We start from the raw sequence: 19,392 nt of genomic DNA, 5'->3' as shown, positions 1-19,392 counted from the left end.
GAGGGGTGCGGGCGCGCGGTCGCGCGCCGGGGGGCCGGCGGGATCACCGGCCCTCGGGGGAACGGCATGTCAGCCGCGCCCCCAACTGCCCAGCAGGGCCTGAAGGGTGTCCTTGTCGAGCCCGGACGCCTCGGTCGCCGACACGGGCGCCCCGGCCGCGGGCCGCTCCCCGGCGCGGGCGGCGTCGGCCGCCGCCCGGTCGCAGGCCGCGGCCATCTCGCCGACGGTGGGGTGCTCGAACACCATCTGCGCGGTCAGCGGCAGCCCCCGGGACCTGGCCCGGCTGGCGAGCTGCACCGAGATGATGCTGTCGCCGCCCAGCGCGAAGAAGCCGTCGGTGCGGCCCACGTCCCGGGCGTCGAGCACGTCCTCGAAGAGGGCGGCGACCGTCCGCTCGGTCTCGCCCACCGGGGGTTCGTGCGCGCTGTCGGCGCGCACCCGGGGCTCCGGCAGCGCGGGCCGGTTCAGCTTCCCCGACCCGGTGAGCGGCATCGCGTCCAGCACGGTGATCACCGATGGGTGGAGGTACGAGGGCAGTTCCCGCGCCAGCCTCTCCCGCACCGAGGCGACCACGGCGTCGGGGTCGGCCGACGGGTCGGCGAGGGTGAGATATCCGGCGAGGGTGGTGGAGCCGTGCGCCTCGTGGGTGCGGGCGGCGGCCAGCGCGACCCCGGGCACCGACCGCAGCGCCGTCTCGATCTCGCCGAGTTCGACGCGGATGCCGCGCAGCTTCACCTGGTGGTCGGTGCGCCCGCCGAAGACCAGCCGGCCGTCGGCGCTCCACATCGCCCGGTCGCCGGTGCGGTAGAGCAGTTCGCCGGGGCGGGTGGCGTACGGGTTGGGCAGAAAGCGCTCGGCGGTCAGCCCGGGGCGGCGCCAGTAGCCGCGGGCCACCTGGTGGCCCGCCGCGTACACCTCGCCGGGCACGCCCACCGGGCAGAGGTTGAGCCGGGCGTCGAGGACCAGCACCCGGGAGCCGTCGACGGGCGTGCCCAGGTGCAGCCCCTCCTCGTGGAGCCGGCCGCGCACCACGCCGCCGCTGAGTTCGGTGGCGCCGTAGTTGTTGATGATCTCGCTGTCGGGCGCGGCGGCGCGCAGCCGCTCCAGCAGCGGTCCGGTCATCGGTTCACCGCTGGTCACCCAGCGCGGCACCGAGCGCACCGCGTCGGGCGACGCGCCGAGCAGGGCGTTGATCGCCGTGGGCACGGCGGTGACCTGGCCGACCGGGTTCTCCTCGATCAGCCGGACCAGACTGCCCACGTCCCGGGCCTCGTTCTCGTCCGCGAGGAGGAGTTCGGCGCCCGCGACGACACCGGCGAGGATCTCGCAGCCGCCGTCGTGGAAGCTCAGCCAGCCCTGGCAGAGCCGGACATCGGGCGAGGCGATCGGGTAGCGCAGCGGCTGCCAGGTCAGCCGGGCCGCGAAGGCGCGGTGGGTGCCGATGACTCCCTTGGGCACGCCGGTGGAGCCCGAGGTGTAGAGGAAGTACGCGATGTTCTCGCCGCGCGCCCGGCGGGCGGTCTCCTCCGGCAGCCGCTCGGCGGGCTGCGCGGCGAGCGCCGCGACGACTTCGGGCGCGTCCAGCGCCAGCCGGGGCGAGGCCGCCGAGCCGGGCAGCTCGACCGGGGCGTCCGAGCGGGTCACCACGGCCACCGGCGCCGCGTCCTCGATCATGAAGGCGAGCCGGTCGGCGGGCAGCCGCATGTCGAGGGGGAGGTAGGCGGCGCCCGTCTTCACCACGGCGAGCAGCGCCACGACCATGTCCACCGAGCGGGGTACGGCGATGGCCACGAACCGCTCGGGTCCCGCGCCGCGTTCGATGAGGAGCCGGGCCAGCCGGTCGCTCCGCTCGTGCAGCGCTCCGTAGCCGATGGTCTCGCCCGCGCAGTCCACGGCGGTCCGCGCGGCGAACCCGGGCTCCCGGAGCCGGCTCCGGCCGCGCTCGATCAGCTCCGGCAGGGTCTCGGCCCGGCCGGGGACGGCGCGCGGGCCGCGGCTCCACCGGTCGAGCACCAGCTCCCGCTCCCGCGCGGGGACCAGGTCCAGCTCGTGCAGCCGCCGGCCGGGGCGGTCCGCGAGGGCACCGAGCACCAGCCCGAGGCCCTCGGCGAGCCGGGCCACCGTCTCGGCGTCGTACAGGTCACGGCGGTAGATCAGCTCGCCGCCCCAGCCGCCGGTGGCCGAGTCGGGCTCGAAGTTCACCGACAGGTCGTACTTGGCGGTGGCGGTGTACTGCGGGATCAGCCGCCAGTCCAGGCCCTCCGTGCGCCGGTGCAGGGCCTCCTCGTCGCGCAGCTGGACCAGGACCTGGAAGAGGGGGCTGACGCTGAGCGAGCGCTCCACGCCGACGGCGTCCACGACCTGCTCGAAGGGCAGCTCGGCATGGTCGTAGGCGTCGACCGCGCGCGCCTTGGCGCGGGTGACGACCTCTTCCAGGGTGGGGTTGCCGGAGAGGTCGTTGCGGACCACGAGGAGGTTGACGAAGAGCCCGACGACCTCGTCCAGCTCCTCGTCGGGCCGGTTGGCCACCGGGGTGCCGAGGGGGATGTCCTCCCCCGCGCCCCGCAGGCCCAGCAGCACGGCGACGGCGCTCTGGAGCACGATGAAGGGGGTGGCCCCGGTGCGCTCCGCCAGCTTCTCCACGGCGGTGCGGGTCCGCTCGTCGACGGCGAGGGGGACGACGCCGCCCGCGCTGTCGGGCTGTGCCGGGCGGGTCCGGCCGAGCAGGACGGAGGTGTCCTGGGGCAGATCCGCGAGCGCGGTGCGCCAGTGGGCGCGCAGGGTCTCCGGGTCCTTGTGGCCCTCGGGCGCGGTGCGGCCGGCGCCGGTGAGCCAGGCGTTCTGCCACACCGCGTAGTCCGCGTATCCGACGGGCAGCGGCGGGAGCACGGGGCTCCCGTCCGCGCCGGCGCCGCCGCGCAGTGCCTCGTACGCCCGGGTCACGTCCGCCACGAGCACACCGGCGGAGACCTCGTCGCAGATGATGTGGTGGACGAGGAGCGCGAGGACGTGCCGCTCGGGGCCGGTGCGCAGCAGGGCGGCGCGGAAGGGCCGTTCGCGGGCGAGGTCGAAGGGGTGCTCGGCGGCAGCGGCGAGGGCGCCGGGGATCTCGTCGGGGGTGAGGGTGGTCAGCGGCAGCTCGACGCGGTGGTCGTCGAGGACGCGCTGGTGGCTGACGCCCTCCCGGTCGGGGAAGACGGTCCGCAGGGCCTCGTGGCGCCGCAGGACCTCCTCCAGCGCCCGCTGGAGCAGCCGTTCGTCGAGCGGTCCTTCGATCTCCAGCGCGAGGGGGACGTTGTAGGTGGTGCCGGCCTCCTCGATCCGGTCGACGAACCAGATGCGCTGCTGGGCGGGGGCCAGCGGCGGCTCGGCGGGCCGGGGGCCGAAGGCGGTGGCGCGGGGCGCGGGGGCGGCGGAGCCGGCCGTCACCAGCCGGGCGAGGGCCGCGGGGGTGGCCTGGGTGAAGGCGTCCCGGACGCCGACGCGCACGCCCAGGTCGCGGCGGATGCGGGAGAGGAGCCGGGTCAGCAGCAGGGAGTGGCCGCCCAGTTCGAAGAACGAGGTGTCCGCGCCGATGCGCCGGCCGCCGACCGCCGGGACGCTGTCGGCAGTGGCGCCGCCGGCGGTGGCGCTCCCGGACTCGGCGCTCCCGGACACGGTGTCCGGGCCGCGCGTCAGCAGTTCGGCGAAGAGGTCCGCGATCCGCCGCTCGGCGCCCTCGCGGACCGGCCGGAAGGCCGCTCCCCCGGCGGCGGGCGCGTCGGGCAGTGCCCGGCGGTCGGTCTTGCCCGCCGGGGTCAGCGGCAGGGCGTCGAGGACGACCAGGGCGCTGGGCACCATGTGCGCGGGCAGGGTCGCCGCGAGGCGCTCCCGGACCGCTTCGGCGTCGAGTTCCCCGCCGTCGGCGGGGGTCAGATAGGCGACCAGCCTGCTGCCCGTGCCGTCGTCCTCGCGGGGCACGACCACGGCCTGTCCGACCTGCCGGTCGGCGCGGAGCACGGCCTCGATCTCCCCGGGCTCCACCCGGAAGCCCCGGATCTTCACCTGGTCGTCGGCGCGGCCGGCGAACTCCAGTTCGCCGCCGTCGGTGAAGCGGGCCAGATCGCCCGTGCGGTAGAGCCGGGCCCCGGGGGTCAGCGGGCTCGGCACGAACCGCTCGGCGGTCAGGGCGGCGCGGCCGAGGTAGCCGCGCGCCAGCGAGGTGCCCTCGATGTACAGCTCCCCCACCTCGCCGAGGGGCGCGACCCGCAGATCGGCGTCGAGGATCAGGGCGGTGTTGCCCCACTTCGGGGTGCCGATGGGGACGATCCGGTGCCCCTGCGGGGCGGTGACGGGGTGGCCGGTCACGGACTGGGTGGTCTCGGTGGGGCCGTAGAAGTTGGCCAGGGTCACCCGGCCGGTGCTCCCGAAGCGGCTGCGCACCCGGTCCGCGAGGTCTCCGGGGAGCGCCTCGCCGCCGACGGGCAGCCAGCGGAGCGCGGGCAGCCGGACGCCCGGCGCGGCGGCGGCCAGATAGTGCAGGAAGCTCGGCACGGCGTGGACGATGGTGGCGTCCAGCTCCGTCAGCTCCGCGAAGAGGGCGTCGAGGTCGCGCTCGGCGTCGGGGCGGGCCACCAGGACCTGGCCGCCGGCGGCCAGCGGGCCGAAGAGCTCGCCGATGGAGACGTCGAAGGCGGGCGAGGCGAGTTGCAGCCAGCGGACGTCGCGGAGGTCGTCATGGGTGGCGGCGAAGTGGGAGAGCAGCCAGGCGAGATGGTCGCCGAGCGCGCCGTGGCTGGTGCCGACGCCCTTGGGGCGGCCGGTGGAGCCCGAGGTGTAGATGATGTACGCGAGGTTGTCCCGGCGCAGCGGGCGCACCCGGTCCCGGTCGGTGAGGTCGCCCGCGCCGGCCAGCGCGGACACCTGGGCGACGAAGCCGGGTCCGGTCACCACCGTGCGGGGCACCGTGGTCGGCGGGATCGCCGTGTCGGTCGCCGCCGAGGTGAACAGATGGCGCGGGCCCGCGTCGGCGAGCAGCGCGGTCAGCCGCTCCTCGGGGTGGGCGGTGTCGAGCGGGAAGAGGACCGCGCCGGACTTCAGCACGCCGAGGGCGGTGGTCACCGCCGTGAAGGAGCGCTCCAGCGCGCAGGCGACGACGTCCTCGGGGCCGATGCCCTGCGCGGCGATCCAGCGGGCCACCGCGTTGGCGCGGTGGTTCAGCTCGCCGTAGGTCATGCGGCCCTCGGCGCCGCGCAGCGCCACCGCGTCCGGCCGCGACGCGGCCTGCCGCTCGAACCGCTCCACCACACCGGGGGCCGGTGCGTCGAGGGCCCGGGCCGTGCCGTGGGCGAGGATGGTGGCGTACTCCTCGTCGGTGACCAGGGCCTGGTCGCCGAGGGGGGCGTCCGGGGTGCTCAGCCCGGCGAGCAGGGTGCGGCGGACCGACTCGACCAGGGACCGCGCGGTCGGCTCGCCGATCGCCTCGGGTATGTGCTCGAAGCGGATCACCCAGCCGCCGTCCGGCTCCTGACGGGCCATCACCGACAGCGGGGACTGGGCGATGCCGGTACGGGCGGTCAGGGGCCGCACCTCGATCCCGGGGAGCCGCAGGGGAACCGCGGCCCCCTCGATGCCGAAGCTGACCTCCACCGGCTGGACCCGGCCGGACGCGCCGAGCAGTCTGATGGCCTCGTCGTACTCCAGGTCCTGGTGGTCCAGTGCCGCCGCGACGACCCGGCCCACGGAGCCGAGCGCGTCCCGGAAGGTGCGGCGCGGGTCGGTGCCGACGGCGAGGAGGAGCACATTGCCGAAGTAGCCGAGCGTACGGGTGGTGTGTCCGCTGTCCCGGCGGAGCACGGGGGTGCTGATCAGGGCGTGTTCGCTGCCGGTGTGCCGGCGCAGGGCGGCGGCGAAGGAGGTGAGGAGGACCGTGAAGGGGGTGGTGCCCTCGGCGCGGGCGAGCGCGTCCAGCGCGGCGGACCGCTCGGCGCCGAGGGCGACCTCCACGGCCCCGGCCTCGGCGGTCTGCTGGTCGGCGGTGGTGCGGCGGTCGAGCCCCGCGCCGCCCGAGGCGTCCGCCAGGGTCTTCGCCCAGTGCCGGCGCAGGGCGGGCAGCGCGGCCCGGGACTCCCGCTCCACGGCGCGGACGGCGCGCGGGTACGGGGTGGTGGGCGCGGGCGCCGCTCCCCGGTAGGCCGCGGCGAGGTCCTCGAAGAAGATCTGCCAGCAGGCGTCGTCCCAGGCGATGTGGTGCACCACCAGCAGCAGGGTGTGCCGGCCGGGGCCCTCGGCGTACACGGTGACCCGCAGCGGATGGCCGGTCTCCAGGTCGAAGGGGGTGCGCAGGCCCTCCCGCACCAGGGCGTCGATGTCCGCGCCGCGGGCGTCCACCTCGGTGAGCGCGAGGGTGTCGGGCAGGTCGGGGACGGCGAGCAGTTCGCCCGCCTCGGTGAGCGAGTACCGGGTGCGCAGGATCTCGTGGTGGGCGAGGACCGTGCGGAGGGCGGCGGCGAGGGCGGGGAGGTCGAGCGGTCCTTCGAGGCGGAGCGCGGAGCCGACGTTCAGCGCGGCGCCGGTGGGGTCGCTGGCGTGCTGGAGCCAGAGCCGCTGCTGGGCGGTGCCGGCCGGGGCCGGCGCGCCGGGGGCCGCCGCCCGGCCGGGAGCGGGCGCGCTGTCGCCGTCCCCGCCCGCCGGGCCCGCCAGTCCGCCGGCGGCGATGCGCTTGCGCAGTGCCGCGAGCCGCCGCTGGTGGTCGTCTCTGCCTCTGGCCGGGTTGCCCGTGCCCATGTGCCCTCCCCCTGTCGCCGGCCGGCCTGGCCGGCGGCTGTTCTCGGTCGCTTTTCTCGTGGTCGGCGCCGTCTCGTCCGGTGCGCCCACCGCACCGGTGCGGTCCGTGCGCCGCCCGTTCCTCCGGCCCCGCCCGGGGCCGTCCTGTCCCGCTCTCGCACACCGTCCGGGCCACGGGGCCGCCGTCCGGCGCCGGCGGCGCGCGGTCGCGCGGTCCGCCGGTGCCGGGACGGCCGGTGCCCGTGGCCGGGGCTCACCCCCAGGAGTTCACGGTGAAGCGCTCGCTCAGCGCGCGGGCGCCGATGGCGTAGTCGCGCAGCTCCTTCGCCTTGCCGACGAGAAGCTCGTCGCCCGAGGTCGCCGCGATGTCGGCCAGCCACTCGTAGGTGGCCTCCGCGGGCACGTCGTAGCGGAAGTGGACCTTGGAGAGGAGGAAGAGGAACTCCTTGAAGTTCGAGCGGTCGACGACCTGTCCGAGGCCCTTGATGGCGTCCAGCCGGGCCGCGGGCAGGGCGGGGCGCTCGATGATCCGCGCGTCGGTCGAGGGCCGGTAGCGGGAGAGGTCGCGGAAGACGTCCTTCTCCTCGTAGGCGCCGTCGAAGGCGAAGTCCACACAGAGCATCTGCCGGCTGTCCGGGGAGAAGTTGGCCGCCGCGTGGACCGAGCCCGCGTCGAGGAACCAGATCTCGCCCGGGCGCATGTTGATGACCGTGTCGTCGTTGGAGTGCAGGGCCGCCGGGTTCTCCTCCAGGAACATCAGCACCCGGAAGTACTGGTCGGCCTCGCGGTCCAGCTCCACGAAGTCCCGGTGGGGGATGACGACCGCGTCCACGAGGTTGCGGGTGCGCACCATCGTGATGTGGTCGGTGTTGAAGGTGGTCTCCACCAGTTCGCGCAGATACGAGCAGTTCTTGCCGTGCTCGGTGAGCTGGGCGGCGGTGTCGGTGTCGCGGTAGAGGTCGTCGCCGGAGTCGCCGGTGCTGTTCCACAGGGGCAGGTTTTTCCAGTACCCGTTGCTGAACTCGTCGTAGCCCTCCTCCCCGCGGGGCAGGGAGGCGAGGTATTCGAGATCCCTGGACAGGAGTGTGGTGTCCAGGTCGATGCGTCCCAGGATGTGTGATCTCAAGACTGACATCACCTTTCCGACTCGTGATGCGGGGGCGGTGGGTGGCCACCTTCGTTCCCGCGCTGGTCAAGTGGCACGGACGTGCCTCTCTCCGCGGCGTTCCCCAGGTTCGTTGCGGGCGGGTGCCATGGTCCGGTCCCTTGGACAGCAGGGGACCCGCTGGGTGTTGTGGGTTGGGGATGCGACGCGTGGGGCGTCCGTCCGGCATCGGCTCCACTCTGTCGGGCCGACGTGGCCTGAACGTTATGCGCGGCTCGAAAGTTTGGCAAGGCTTACCTAAGTTGATCTCCAATATTACACACCGGTCCGACCCCCTGGAACCCCTGGTGTGACGCGTGTCACCGGGAACTCGCGCGCCGGGCGCACCACTTGGCGTAGGGTCGCTCGCGGCAGGGTGGGTGACGGTGATCTCCTTGTCGTCGCGGTCCCTCGGCTGGAACAATCCCCGAGGCCGCGAGTCCCCTTCGCCGGGGCTCGCCCCCTGCTCGGTGCCGTACCGCCCGCTCGGCGGGCCCGCCGCCGTGTCCCCAGCCCACACGGACACCCGGACGGCGGCCCACGCGGGCATGCCCGAGCGCCTCCTCCTGAGCCGGCACCGCCGCCGGCCCCACCCGGCACAGCCCTACCACCTGTGGAGTGTCACGTTGAATCCGACCGAGACCTATCCGGTCCTGCCCCGCTACGTCACGGACGGGCTGCCCGCCTCCTGGCTGGACGTGCCCGCCCCGCCGACCGGCTTCACCCGGGGGGAGCTGCGGTACCGGGAGGTGCGGGCGGACGGCCCCGATGTGCCGATGATCCGGGAGTGGATGAACCGCCCCCACACGGCGAAGGGGTGGGAGTACGACTGGCCGCTGGAGCGCTGGCAGTCGCACATCGACGCCCAGCTCGCCACCGGCTACTCACGGCCGATCATCGTGGAGAGCGCCGGCCGGCCCATCGCCTACATGGAGTTCTACCGGATGGCGCAGGACATCGTCGGGCACCACTACCGGTCCTCGGCGCACGACCTGAGCATGCATCTGGCCATCGCCGACCTCGCCGACACCGGGCGGGGGCTCGGCAGCCGGATCATCGGGGAGGTCACCGATGAGTTCTTCCTGCGCGACCCGCGGTGCAATGCCGTGGTGTACGAACCCGACGCGGCGAACGGGGCGTCCCGCAGGATGATCGAGAACAATGACGCGACCTGCCTCGGGGAGGTGCAGGTGCGGCACCGCAGGATCGCGCTGTACGCGAAGGCGCGAGAGGGGTGTGCGCTGCCGCGCTTCGAACGGTGACCACAGGGGCCCACACGGCACGCGGGCCCGGCCGCGCCCGGGCGGGCTGGGGTTGCCCCGGGGCACGGGGGCGCGGGAGATGCTCCCGGACAGGCTGGGTGGTCCACCCCTGCGTTATGCCGAGGCACAACACCCAGCCTCGTCGGCGATTGGGCCGCACCGCCCCAGCCCGTCCCGCGATCGAGCAGCACGACCCCAGCCCCTCCCGCGATTGAGCCGCACCACCCCAGCCCCTCCCGCGATCGAGCAGCACGACCCCAGCCCCTCCAGCGGCTGAGCCGCACCACCCAGCCCCTCCGGCGATTGAGGAGCGGGGGTTCGGGGGCCGGCCCCCGACCGCGACCCGCAGCGTGCGGGCACCTGTCGCACAGGGTCCGTCCTCAAACGCCGGACAGGCTGGGTGTGCTCGGGGCACCCGTGGTGCGGGGTCCGTCCTCAAACGCCGGACGGGCCGGGTGTGCTCGGGGCACCCGTGGTGCGGCGTCCGCCCTCAAACGCCGGACAGGCCGGGTGTGCTCGGGCCACCCGTGGTGCGGCGTCCGTCCTCAAACGCCGGACAGGCCGGGTTTGCTCAGCCTCTCCCGCGATCGAGCAGCACCACCCCAGCCCCTCCGGCGATTGAGGAGCGGGGGCTCGGGGGCCGGCCCCCGACCGGGGCCCGCAGCTTGCGGGCAGCTGTCGCACAGGGGGCCGTGCTCAGGCGCCCGGCGGGCGGGGCAGTCCGCGAGTGCCGGGCCCGTCAGGGGCGCGCGGGCCGAAAGTGATCGCCGGTCTGGCGCGCGGCGCGACTTCCGGTGTACTGAGGGCTTCGCATCCCACCACCCACCCCGCAGCGAGGCCCCTCCATGACCCAGCCCCCCTCCGTCTTCGGTATACGCGTCCCCGACCGGGTCCACCCCGCCGCCGACCACATCGGCCGGCACCTGATGGCCTGGGCGGTCCACACCGGCCTGGCGTCGGACGGCCGCGACATGGCCCGGCTCGACTCCGCCGGGTACCACCTCGCGGCGGCCCGTGTCCTGCCCGACGCCGCCCCCGCCGGGGTGGAACTCTTCGCCGAGTGGACCGTGTGGCTCTTCCACCTCGACGACGAACAGGACCAGGGGGCCATGGGCCGGTCCGCCGCATCCGTCGCCGCCGGCTACGACGCCATCACCGCCGTGATGGCGGGCCGTCCCGCCCCCGCCGGAGCCTCCCCCGCGGTCACCGCGGCGGCCGCGCTCTGGCCCCGTACCGCCGGGCGGATGTCCCCGGCGTGGTCCCGCCGCTTCCTGGCGCACATCCACGACCACCGCGACGCCTTCATCGCCCAGGCCGCCCACCGCGCCGGCGGCACCCTGCCGACCCCCGAGCAGTACCCCGCGCTGCGCCGGAACGACAACGCCATGTTCCTGTACGACCTGGTGGAGGTCGCCCACCGGACCGAGATCCCCCCGGAGCTGGCCGGTGACCCGCACTGGACCGAGCTGTGCGCGGCCTCCAGCGACATCGGCGCCTGGTGCAACGATCTGCTGTCGCTGGACCGGGAGGCCGCCAACGGCGAGACCACCAACTACGTCACCGTCCTCGAACACGCCACGGGCGCCGGACGGCACGCCGCCGTGGAGCAGGTCCGTGCGCTCATCACCCGCCGGTCGCACGATCTGGCGGCGGCCGCGGACGCCTGTCTCGCCCGGGCGGCGGACCTCGCGCCGCGCACCGACCCGGACGGGGTCCGGCGGGTCGTCGCCACCATCGTCGACATGCCCGGCGCGTATGTGGCCTGGATGCTCGCGTCCGGCCGGTACGAGGCGCCGCTCCACCCGGCCCCGTAGCGGACGGGGTACGGCGGCGCCGGTGGGTGCCGGCGTCGCCGAGGGCATGGCCCGCGCGGGTGCCCCCCACACCGGCTCACCCCGCCCGGCGGCCGATCCGCCGGAGGGACACCGCGAGGAGCACCCCGCTGAGCAGCAGATGGATCGCGGTCTCCAGCCACTGGAACGCCCAGTAACGGCTGCCGGGGTGGTAGAGGACATCGACCCGCAGATCCCGCTCGGCCAGGCACGCCGCCGTGTCGCCGAAGGTGCCGCCCGTGCCGGTGCTGGGCGGGCTGTCGAGACAGGCGTTGAACTCGGCACCGCCCAGGGGCTTCCCGTCCGCGGTGCGGAGCGGGCCGGTCTCGGCGATCCACGCGTCGGGCTCGCCCGGGACGGTCACCCCTCCGATGACGGCTCCCCCGCCGATACTGCCCAGACTCCGTGCCCCGTTGATGACTTCGACCGTCATCGGCAGCGTGGCCCTCTCCGGCGGCATGAGACCGGGCCGCACCACGTTGGGGAAGAAGAACTGGAAGGCGATGAAGCCGACGAGCGTCACGGCCATCGCGGGCAGGGTGCGGCGCAGCAGAAGACCGATGGTGGTGCCCAGGGTGACGGCCAGCGCGGCGTGGCCGATCGGCGCGATGTTCCGCGCGCCGAACACCAGGGTGTCGAACCGCTCCTTGACGACCTCGTCGAAGGGGGCGGCGGCCCAGGTGAGACAGGCGGACGCGACACCCGTCAGCACCATGGCCGCCGAAACGGCGAGCAGCACCTTGCCGAGCAGCCAGCGCGTTCGGGTGACGCTCTGGTTCCACACCAGCCGGTGGGTGCCGTTCTCCAGCTCGCGGGCGACCAGGGGCGCGCCCCAGAAGGTGCCGAGGACGGCGGGGATCAGGGCGAGTCCGGTCGCGAGGAACAGCAGCGTGTTCTGATGGGCGCCGCGGAACCCGGCCTTCGCCCGGGCGCAGCCGGCCCCGTCCCGGTCCTGGCAGTGGGCCCGGTAGACCTCGTAGCCGTCGCGGATCTCCATACCGGTGTACAGCAGATACGCGGCGATGACCAGCAGCGCCCCGGCGCCGGCCAGTGCCTGGAGGCGGAACTGCCGCCAGCTCAGCCACATCATCGCGGGCCCTCCCCGGTGGTGCTCCCGGTCCGTCCGGCTCGGTCGCCGGCCGCCGCCCGGGTCATATGGGCGAGGACGAGCTCCTCCAGCGAGACGGGCTCGGCCGGGTACGGCAGCGCCGCGTGCGGGGTGTCGGTGCGGACCAGCGCCGTGCTGCGCCCGCCGCTCTGCCCGGTTTGGATCACCTCGGTCCCGGCGGGCGGCCGTATCGGCGCGCCGGCCGGCGCGACCAGCCGGGTGTGCCCGGCCAGCAGGTCCCGGGTGTCGCCGGCGAGCTGCACCCGTGCGCCGCAGAGCACGATGAGGTGGTCACAGACCTGTTCGATGTCGCCCAGCAGATGGGAGGAGAGCACGGCGCCGGCGCCGAGTTCGCGTACGGATTCCATCAGGTTCAGCAGAAATCCCCGGCGGGCCAGCGGGTCCAGCGCCGCCGCCGGTTCGTCGAGGATCAGCAGTTCGGGCCGCTTGGCCGCCGCGATGGCCAGCGCGAGCTGTGCCCGCTGGCCGCCCGAGAGCTGCCCCGCCTTCTGCGCGGGGTCCAGTCCCGCCCGGCGGATGCGCCGCTCGGCGAGGGACGGGTCCCAGGAGGGGTTCATCCTGGCGCCGAGGCCGAGGTGCTCGCCCACGGTGAACGAGCCGTACACCGGTGTGTTCTGCGCGACGAAGCCGACGCGGGCCAGATGCGCGGCGCTCGCCGCCGGGCGTGATCCCAGCACGGTCAGCGAGCCGGCCGTGGGTTCGATCAGTCCGCAGGCCAGGTGCAGCAGCGTGGACTTGCCGGCCCCGTTCGGGCCGACGAGGCCGATGACCCGGCCGGCGGGGACGGTGAGGTCGACCTCGTGGAGGGCGGGCCGGCCGCGGCGGCCGTATGTCTTGGTCAGCCTCTCGGCGCGCAGGACCGGAGGGGAGGTTGCTTGTGCCATGCCGACCATCCTGGAATCGCGCCCGCGTCCCGGCATCGGCCGAAAGCACGGCTCCCGCCGCCGGGGGCCGTCCCTCTGACCGGTTCGGTCCCGCACCGGGATTCCCGGCGGGTCCGGCGGTCCGGCGGTCAGCCGGTCAGCCGGGCCGCCCGGTGGGGAGGTGCAGGGGCAGGGTCGCCCGCACGGCCCAGCCGCCGCCGGGCCGGGGGCCGGCGACGAGCGAGCCGCCGAGTGTCTCGACCCGCTCGCGCATACCGATCAGCCCGTAACCGGCGCGGGGGCGGGGCAGGACGGAGCGCGGCGGGGCGTCGTCGACGACTTCCACGGTGACGGCTCCGGGCGCCCGTCCGACGGTGATCTCGACCGACCGGGTGTGCCGCGCGTGGCGCAGGACGTTCGTCAGCGCCTCCTGGACGACGCGGTACACGGTGCTGGTCACCTCCGGTGGCCATGGGTCGCCGTCGCCGGGCACGCTCAGTCGCACCGCCGGGCCCTGCCGTCCGAACCGCTCCACCAGGGCACTCAGCGACTCCGGCCCGGGCGAGGCGGGCGCGGTGGCATCGGCGCCGTCGGTGGCCCCGGTGTCGCGCAGCAGGCCGACGACGCGGCGCATCGCGGCCATGGCCTCGGCGCCGGCGGCCTCGATATCGGCCAGCGATTCGGGTATCCGCTCCGGGCTCCGCCGCGCGACGATCCGGGCGGCCTGGGCCTGGATCAGCATCCCGGTGATGTGGTGAGCCACCACATCGTGCAACTCACGTGCCAGGTCGAGCCGTTCGGCACGGCGCAGCCGCTCCTCGGCGGCCCTGGCCCGGTTGTCGAGCATCCGCAGCGACAGTCCCGCCCCGAGGGCGGCGAGGAGGACCGCGCCGGCGATGAACGGGACGGCCGACAGCGGCCGGGCGGCGAACTGGGCGGCGACCACCACTGTTCCGCCGCCCGCGATGCCCGCGGCCCGCTCCGCCGGCAGTGCCCTGACCGCGGAGGCGATGAGCACCGCGAGGCCCAGGGCCGTCGAGGGTCCGAGTCCGGCGGGAAGCCGGGTGCCGGGCAGCATCGGGACGAGGACGGCCAGCGCGGCGACGGCCAGGCCCGCGACCGCCGTCCGGGTCCGCTTCCGGTGGCGTATCAGCGCGAGGGCGCACACCAGCGCTCCGGTCGCCGCGCCGGGCACCCAGAACAGGCCGCCCCAGGTCTGCGCGATGGCGAGCGCCTGGACCGAGATCACCAGCAGGAAGACGGAGCCGAGCGCGGCGGCGGGCAGGGCCCTGACCCATCGTTCCGGAGTGATCATGCCGACCAGGCTAGCGAGCCCGCGCGGCCGGTCCGGACCGTCGGGCGGGGTGGCGGACCGGGCGGCGGACCGGGCGGCGGGCCGGGCCGGGTCCGGCAGTTGCGAGGGTTCCGCCGGGTCCGGCGGGCCCCCGCCCGGCCTACCGATGCGGCGGGGCTCCCCAGGACCCCTGCGGCGCGGCGCGGCCGGCGCGCGGCCGGCGGTCGAGGAGGCGCAGCACCGGCCCGGTGACCAGGGCGGCGGCCAGCCCCGCGACGGCGATGACCGTCACGGCGGTCCAGCCCCCGGCTCCGGCCCACCCGGTCACTCCGGTGCCGCAGACGGCGATCGCGGCGGCCGGGCCCGGCGGCAGCGCCCGTACCGCCGAACCGACGAGCACGGACAGCCCCAGCACCGTGGCGGGCGCGGGCTCCTGCGGCAGACGGTCGCCGGTGGCCGCGCCCAGCGCGAGCGCCATGGCCGTCACGGCCAGGCCGGCGAGCGCGGTGAGCGCCCTGTTCCGCTCGCGCAGCAGCGCGAGTGCGCCCACCACCACCGAGACGGCGGAGCCGGGGACCCAGGAGGCGCCGCTCCGGCTGTCCAGGAGCAGATACGCCGTGGCGGCGATCCCCAGGGCGAGTACGGCACCGAGCCCGGCGTTGAACCTCGTCCGTGCCGGTCGGACCGGCCGCTCCGCTGTGTTCATGCGGATGAGGCTAGGGAGCGCGGACCCGTCGCACACCGGTCAGAAGTACGGAAGAGCGCCGGGGGAACCGTACTCGGGGAGGGTCCCGGACAGGGGCCCGGGCGGGGTTCCGCGCCGGTGGACCGGGGCCGTGGGAGGCGGGGGCCGCACTCCGGGCACGGCCGTGACCCCGGTGGTACGGTCGACCGGCCCCGACCCGGAACGGGCCGGTCCGTGCGGCCCGTTGTGCCCGTCCCCCCAGGGAGCCCGGATGACCATCAAGGTGCTGATAGCCGACGACCAGTCCATGATCCGCCGCGGTCTGCGGCTGATCCTGGAGGAGGAGTCCGACATCGTCGTCGTCGGCGAGGCCGCGGACGGAGCGGAGACGGTCTCCCTGGCCCGGCGGCTGCGGCCCGATGTGTGTCTGGTCGACATCAGGATGCCGAAGCTGGACGGCATCGAGGTCACCCGGCTGCTGGCCGGCCAGGGGGTGGCCGACCCCCTCCGGGTCGTCGTGGTCACCACCTTCGACACGGACGAGTACGTGTACGGGGCGCTGCGGGGCGGGGCGGTGGGGTTCGTCCTGAAGGACGCCGGACCGGCCCTCCTGGTGGAGGCGGTCCGCGCCGCCCACAACGGGGAGGCGCTGGTCTCGCCGTCGATCACACTCCGGCTGCTGCGCCAGGTGATCTCCGCCGGGGCGCCCCGGGCCCCTCAGCGGTCGCCGCTGTCGGAACGCGAGTCCGAGGTGGTGCGGTCCATCGCCCGGGGCCGCACCAACCTGGAGATCGCCTCGGAACTCTTCATCTCGCTGAGCACCGTGAAGAGCCATGTGTCCGGCATCCAGGCGAAGCTCGGAACGCGCAACCGGCTGGAGATCGCCGCGTGGGCGTGGGAGAACCGCGTGGTGGAGAGCGGATAGCGGCGCCCCGGTCACCGTGGGTGGCCGCCGCGCGGACGGGTGAACGGGACGGGTCCCGGTGCGCGGGAACCGCGCGGCCGGGGCAGCGATGAGTTCCGGGCGCCCTCCCGGTCCGAACAGAGAAGGCGGAGAGCGACCGCAGCGCAGTCGACGAGGAGAATCCCATGCCCACCGTCACTCCCAACCTCTGGTTCGACACCCAGGGCGAGGAAGCCGCGACGTTCTATGTCTCGGTCTTCCCGAACTCCGGGATCACGAACATCACCCACTACGGCGAGGCGGGCCCGCGCCCCGCGGGCACCGTGCTGACGGTCGAGTTCGTCCTCGACGGCCAGCCGTACACCGCGATCAATGGCGGGCCCGAGTTCACCTTCACCGAGGCGATCTCACTCATGATCAACTGCGCCGGCCAGGACGAGGTCGACCACTACTGGTACAGCCTCTCCGACGGCGGCGAGGAGGGCCCCTGCGGCTGGCTGAAGGACCGGTACGGACTGTCCTGGCAGGTCGCCCCCACCGTGCTCGGTGAGCTGCTCGCCGACCCGGACCAGGACCGGGCCCAGCGGGCCATGCGGGCGATGCTCGGCATGAAGAGGATCGACATCGCCGGGCTCCTCAGGGCGGCCGACGCCGAGGCGTAGCCGCACCCGCCGGGTGCGGGCACGGCGGGGGACCCGGCCGGTCGCAGCGGCCGGCCCCTCCGTCCCCGCCCCGCGGCGGTGGGGTGTGTGATCGGCTCCCTCGTGGGCCCGCTCCCCCACCGGTCCGGGGCATCACACGGAACGGACCCCGCACCGGCCCCCGTCCGTCCCGCGGGGCCCGTGCGCCACACCAGGGGGCGTGCGGTAGATTTTGCGCGCCCTTGAACCGGTATCACCTCATGAACTCGGAGACCGTCCCCTCAATGAGCGACATCGTCAATGGACTTGGCCGGGCCGGCGCCTACGGCGCCCTCGGTCTGGTCCTTCTGATCCTCGGCATGGTCCTGATCGACCTGCTCACCCCCGGCAAGCTCGGCCGGCAGATATGGGAGGACCGCAACCGCAACGCCGCGCTGCTTCTCAGCTCGGCGCTGCTGGGCATCGGCGGGATCGTCTTCACCTCGATCTGGACCACCTACGACGACTTCGGCAAGGGCCTGGTCTCCACGGCCGCCTTCGGTGTCCTCGGCCTGGTGATGATGGCCGTGGCGTTCCTGGTGGTGGATCTGGTCACGCCGGGGAAGCTGGGCGCGACCCTGGTGGAGCCGGAGCCGCACCCGGCGGTGTGGGTGACGGCCTCCTGCAACATCGCGGTCTCCGCGATCGTCTCGGCGTCCATCGCCTGACCCGGCGGGGCGCCTCCGCGACCGGTGGGCGCGCCGCCGCCGCGTGCCACCGGGGCGGCGGCCCGGACAGAGCCCCCGGGCCGGTCGCCGGGCGGATGGGGGTGGCCCGGGCCGCACCTCGCGGGCGGTGAGCGGCCCCGGGGGCCGGACCCTCGGCGCGCGACGGTCCGGGACCGCCCTCCCGGAACCCGGCGGCCTCCGGCGGCGACCGGCCGGGCCGGTCCCCGCGACGGCCCGGGGCCCGGCGGCCTCCGGGCGGGTCCGCCGCTACCGGAGTCCGTCCAGAAGCGGAGCGTAGTACCCGCCGTCCCCCTCGGCGAACGCCTCCAGCAGCGCCAGCGACGACGCCCGGTCGGCCTCGTCCGGCTCGGCGGACGCGAGGTCGTTCTCCAGCATCCAGGTCTCCAGCATGACCGCGTGGCCCAGGAGCACGTCCGGGCCGCCCGCCGCCGCCAGTTCCGTGGCGGCGATGGCGCGCACGACGTCCTGGAGGGGGGCGGGTTCGGCAGGGTCGCCCGGGGCGAAGGCGATCTTGAGCGGGGTCCGGTGCCGTGGATCGCGAGGCGGAGGAGGGAGCCCACGCGGAGCACCGGCGACCGACGACAACGCGGCGGGGCGCGGTGCCAGGGCTCACGAGCCCGGCACGATCCGCAAGAGACGACCCAGATGATGGGTGGCGTAGCTGCGCCACGGACGCCACTTCTCACCGGCCGGCCCCGCCGGGCCGGCGCCGGTGCGGCGCAGTCCGGCGCGGACGGCGGGGTCGTCGGCGAGCAGGACGTCGGGGTCGCCGAGGGCGCGCATCCGGATCAGCGCGGCCGGGCGGGGGCCGATCCCGGGGAGGTTCCGCAGCGCGTCCTCGGTGGCGTCGCGGTCGGCGCCGGGGTCGAGGGTGAGGGTGCCCTCCGCGAGGGCGCCGGCCAGGGTGCGCAGGGCGGTGATCCGGTCCCCGGGGAGGCCGAGGCCCTCCAGGGCGGCCCCGGCCAGGGTGTCCGGCTCGGGGAAGAGATGGGTGAGGCCGCCGCTGGGCCGGCACAGGGGCTGCCCCAGGGCCGCGATCAGCTCGTCGCCGAGCGCGCGGCCGGCCCGGACGGGGAGGCCGTCGCCGACGACGGCCCGTGCGGCCAGCTCCTCCGGGTCGGTGGTGCCGGGGGCGCGCAGTCCGGGACAGGCAGCCACCAGCAAAGCAAGCGCGGGGTCGCGGGCGAGGAGTCCGTCGACGGCCTCCGGGTCGGCGTCCAGGTCGAAGAGGCGGCGGACGCGCTGGGTGGCGGTGGTCAGATCGCGCAGATCGGTCAGGTGCAGCCGGCAGTCGAGCCAGCCCGCGCCGGTCTCCTCGGTGACCTCGGCGATCCCGGGGCCGCCGGGCAGCCGCAGGGTGCGGCGGTAGACGCGCCGGCCGCGCTCCCCGGTGATCTCCTCGACTCCGGCCAGGGCGCGCTCGGCGAGGTGGTCGAAGATTTCGGCGGTGGCGCAGACGCCCCGGAAGGCGAGGCGCAGCGGCACCCCGGTGCGGCCGTGCTCCGGGGTGACCGGGCCGACGCGGGCGGCGGGGGTCCGCCCGCCGGGGCGGGCGGCGCGCAGTTCGCTGGGGGTGGCCGCGTAGATGGCGCGGATGGTGTCGTTGAACTGCCGCACGCTCGCGAACCCGGAGGCGAAGGCGATCTCGGCGGCCTGGAGCGTGGTGCTCTGGAGCAGTACGCGCGCGGTGTGGCCGCGCTGGGCGCGGGCGAGCGCGATGGGCCCCGCGCCGAGTTCGGCGTTGAGCTGGCGCTGGAGCTGGCGGGTGCTGTAGCCGAGCCGGCCGGCGAGCCCGCCGACGCCCTCCCGGTCCACCACCCCGTCGCCGATCAGCCGCATCGCCCGGCCGACGACATCGGCGCGGGCGTTCCACTCGGCGGAGCCGGGGACGGCGTCGGGGCGGCAGCGGCGGCAGGCGCGGTAGCCGGCGCTCTGGGCGGCGGCGGCCGTGCGGTGGAAGGTGACGTTGTGGCGTCGGGGGGTGACGGCGGGGCAGCTCGGCCGGCAGTAGATCCCGGTGGTGGAGACGGCGAAGAAGAAGACCCCATCGAACCGGGCGTCCCGGCTGCGCACTGCCTCGTATCTGCTGTCCTGCGTGGTCATACCTCCAGTATCGGCGCTGCCGCGACGCCGTTCCGGCGGGTT

General features: G+C 75.1%; 13 protein-coding genes. 5 read left to right on the top strand and 8 right to left on the bottom strand.

Annotation, left to right across the window (positions count from 1 at the left end):
• Nucleotides 1-69: 69 nt before the first annotated feature.
• Nucleotides 70-6,765, bottom strand: a complete 6,696-nt coding sequence (locus tag ACWCRA_RS02745) for an amino acid adenylation domain-containing protein (RefSeq protein ID WP_451066697.1) — start codon at nt 6,763-6,765, stop codon at nt 70-72.
• 253 nt (nt 6,766-7,018) lie between these two features.
• A complete protein-coding gene (locus tag ACWCRA_RS02740; RefSeq protein ID WP_351556664.1) occupies nt 7,019-7,891 on the bottom strand; it encodes an aspartyl/asparaginyl beta-hydroxylase domain-containing protein in 873 nt (290 codons plus the stop codon).
• Between the two features lie 644 nt (nt 7,892-8,535).
• On the opposite strand from ACWCRA_RS02740, the gene ACWCRA_RS02735 reads away from it, so the two are divergent.
• Nucleotides 8,536-9,171 carry a GNAT family N-acetyltransferase gene (locus ACWCRA_RS02735; protein WP_351556661.1) on the top strand — a complete coding sequence of 212 codons (636 nt, stop codon included), beginning with the start codon at nt 8,536-8,538 and terminating at the stop codon, nt 9,169-9,171.
• A gap of 845 nt (nt 9,172-10,016) precedes the next feature.
• A complete protein-coding gene (locus tag ACWCRA_RS02730) occupies nt 10,017-10,985 on the top strand; it encodes a terpene synthase family protein (RefSeq protein ID WP_351548423.1) in 969 nt (322 codons plus the stop codon).
• Between the two features lie 76 nt (nt 10,986-11,061).
• On the opposite strand, the gene ACWCRA_RS02725 is transcribed toward ACWCRA_RS02730, so the two are convergent.
• The 4 genes from ACWCRA_RS02725 to ACWCRA_RS02710 all read right to left on the bottom strand — a co-directional run bounded on the left by ACWCRA_RS02725 (nt 11,062) and on the right by ACWCRA_RS02710 (nt 14,995).
• Nucleotides 11,062-12,093 (bottom strand): ABC transporter permease subunit, encoded by a 1,032-nt coding sequence (locus tag ACWCRA_RS02725; RefSeq protein ID WP_351548420.1) that lies wholly within the window; start codon nt 12,091-12,093, stop codon nt 11,062-11,064.
• Complete coding sequence (locus tag ACWCRA_RS02720; RefSeq protein WP_351548417.1) at nt 12,090-13,016, bottom strand: ABC transporter ATP-binding protein; 927 nt, start codon at nt 13,014-13,016, stop codon at nt 12,090-12,092. Before ACWCRA_RS02720 ends, ACWCRA_RS02725 begins: the two co-directional genes overlap by 4 nt.
• Before the next feature lie 136 nt (nt 13,017-13,152).
• Complete coding sequence (locus ACWCRA_RS02715) at nt 13,153-14,310, bottom strand: sensor histidine kinase (RefSeq protein WP_351548415.1); 1,158 nt, start codon at nt 14,308-14,310, stop codon at nt 13,153-13,155.
• A gap of 139 nt (nt 14,311-14,449) precedes the next feature.
• Nucleotides 14,450-14,995, bottom strand: a complete 546-nt coding sequence (locus tag ACWCRA_RS02710; RefSeq protein WP_351548413.1) for a metal transporter — start codon at nt 14,993-14,995, stop codon at nt 14,450-14,452.
• 250 nt (nt 14,996-15,245) lie between these two features.
• Between ACWCRA_RS02710 and ACWCRA_RS02705 the strand changes: the two genes are divergently transcribed.
• The 3 genes from ACWCRA_RS02705 to ACWCRA_RS02695 all read left to right on the top strand — a co-directional run bounded on the left by ACWCRA_RS02705 (nt 15,246) and on the right by ACWCRA_RS02695 (nt 17,226).
• Entirely contained in the window at nt 15,246-15,899 is a 654-nt protein-coding gene (locus ACWCRA_RS02705) for a response regulator transcription factor (RefSeq protein ID WP_351548410.1), read from the top strand.
• Between the two features lie 164 nt (nt 15,900-16,063).
• Entirely contained in the window at nt 16,064-16,540 is a 477-nt protein-coding gene (locus ACWCRA_RS02700; protein WP_351548408.1) for a VOC family protein, read from the top strand.
• A 263-nt stretch (nt 16,541-16,803) separates the two neighbouring features.
• Entirely contained in the window at nt 16,804-17,226 is a 423-nt protein-coding gene (locus ACWCRA_RS02695; RefSeq protein ID WP_351548405.1) for a DUF350 domain-containing protein, read from the top strand.
• Between the two features lie 267 nt (nt 17,227-17,493).
• Here ACWCRA_RS02695 and ACWCRA_RS02690 read toward each other — a convergent pair whose 3' ends face one another.
• Both ACWCRA_RS02690 and ACWCRA_RS02685 read right to left on the bottom strand, forming a co-directional pair.
• On the bottom strand, nt 17,494-17,706 hold the full coding sequence (locus tag ACWCRA_RS02690; RefSeq protein ID WP_351548402.1) for a hypothetical protein: 213 nt from the start codon (nt 17,704-17,706) through the stop codon (nt 17,494-17,496).
• Nucleotides 17,707-17,856: 150 nt separating this feature from the next.
• Nucleotides 17,857-19,350, bottom strand: coding sequence for a DNA-3-methyladenine glycosylase 2 family protein (locus ACWCRA_RS02685; RefSeq protein ID WP_451066696.1), 1,494 nt, complete (start codon nt 19,348-19,350; stop codon nt 17,857-17,859).
• Nucleotides 19,351-19,392 lie beyond the last annotated feature (42 nt).

This window comes from Streptomyces sp. NPDC001889 (genome assembly GCF_053594535.1).
This window is presented reverse-complemented; position numbering and strand designations above follow the sequence as displayed.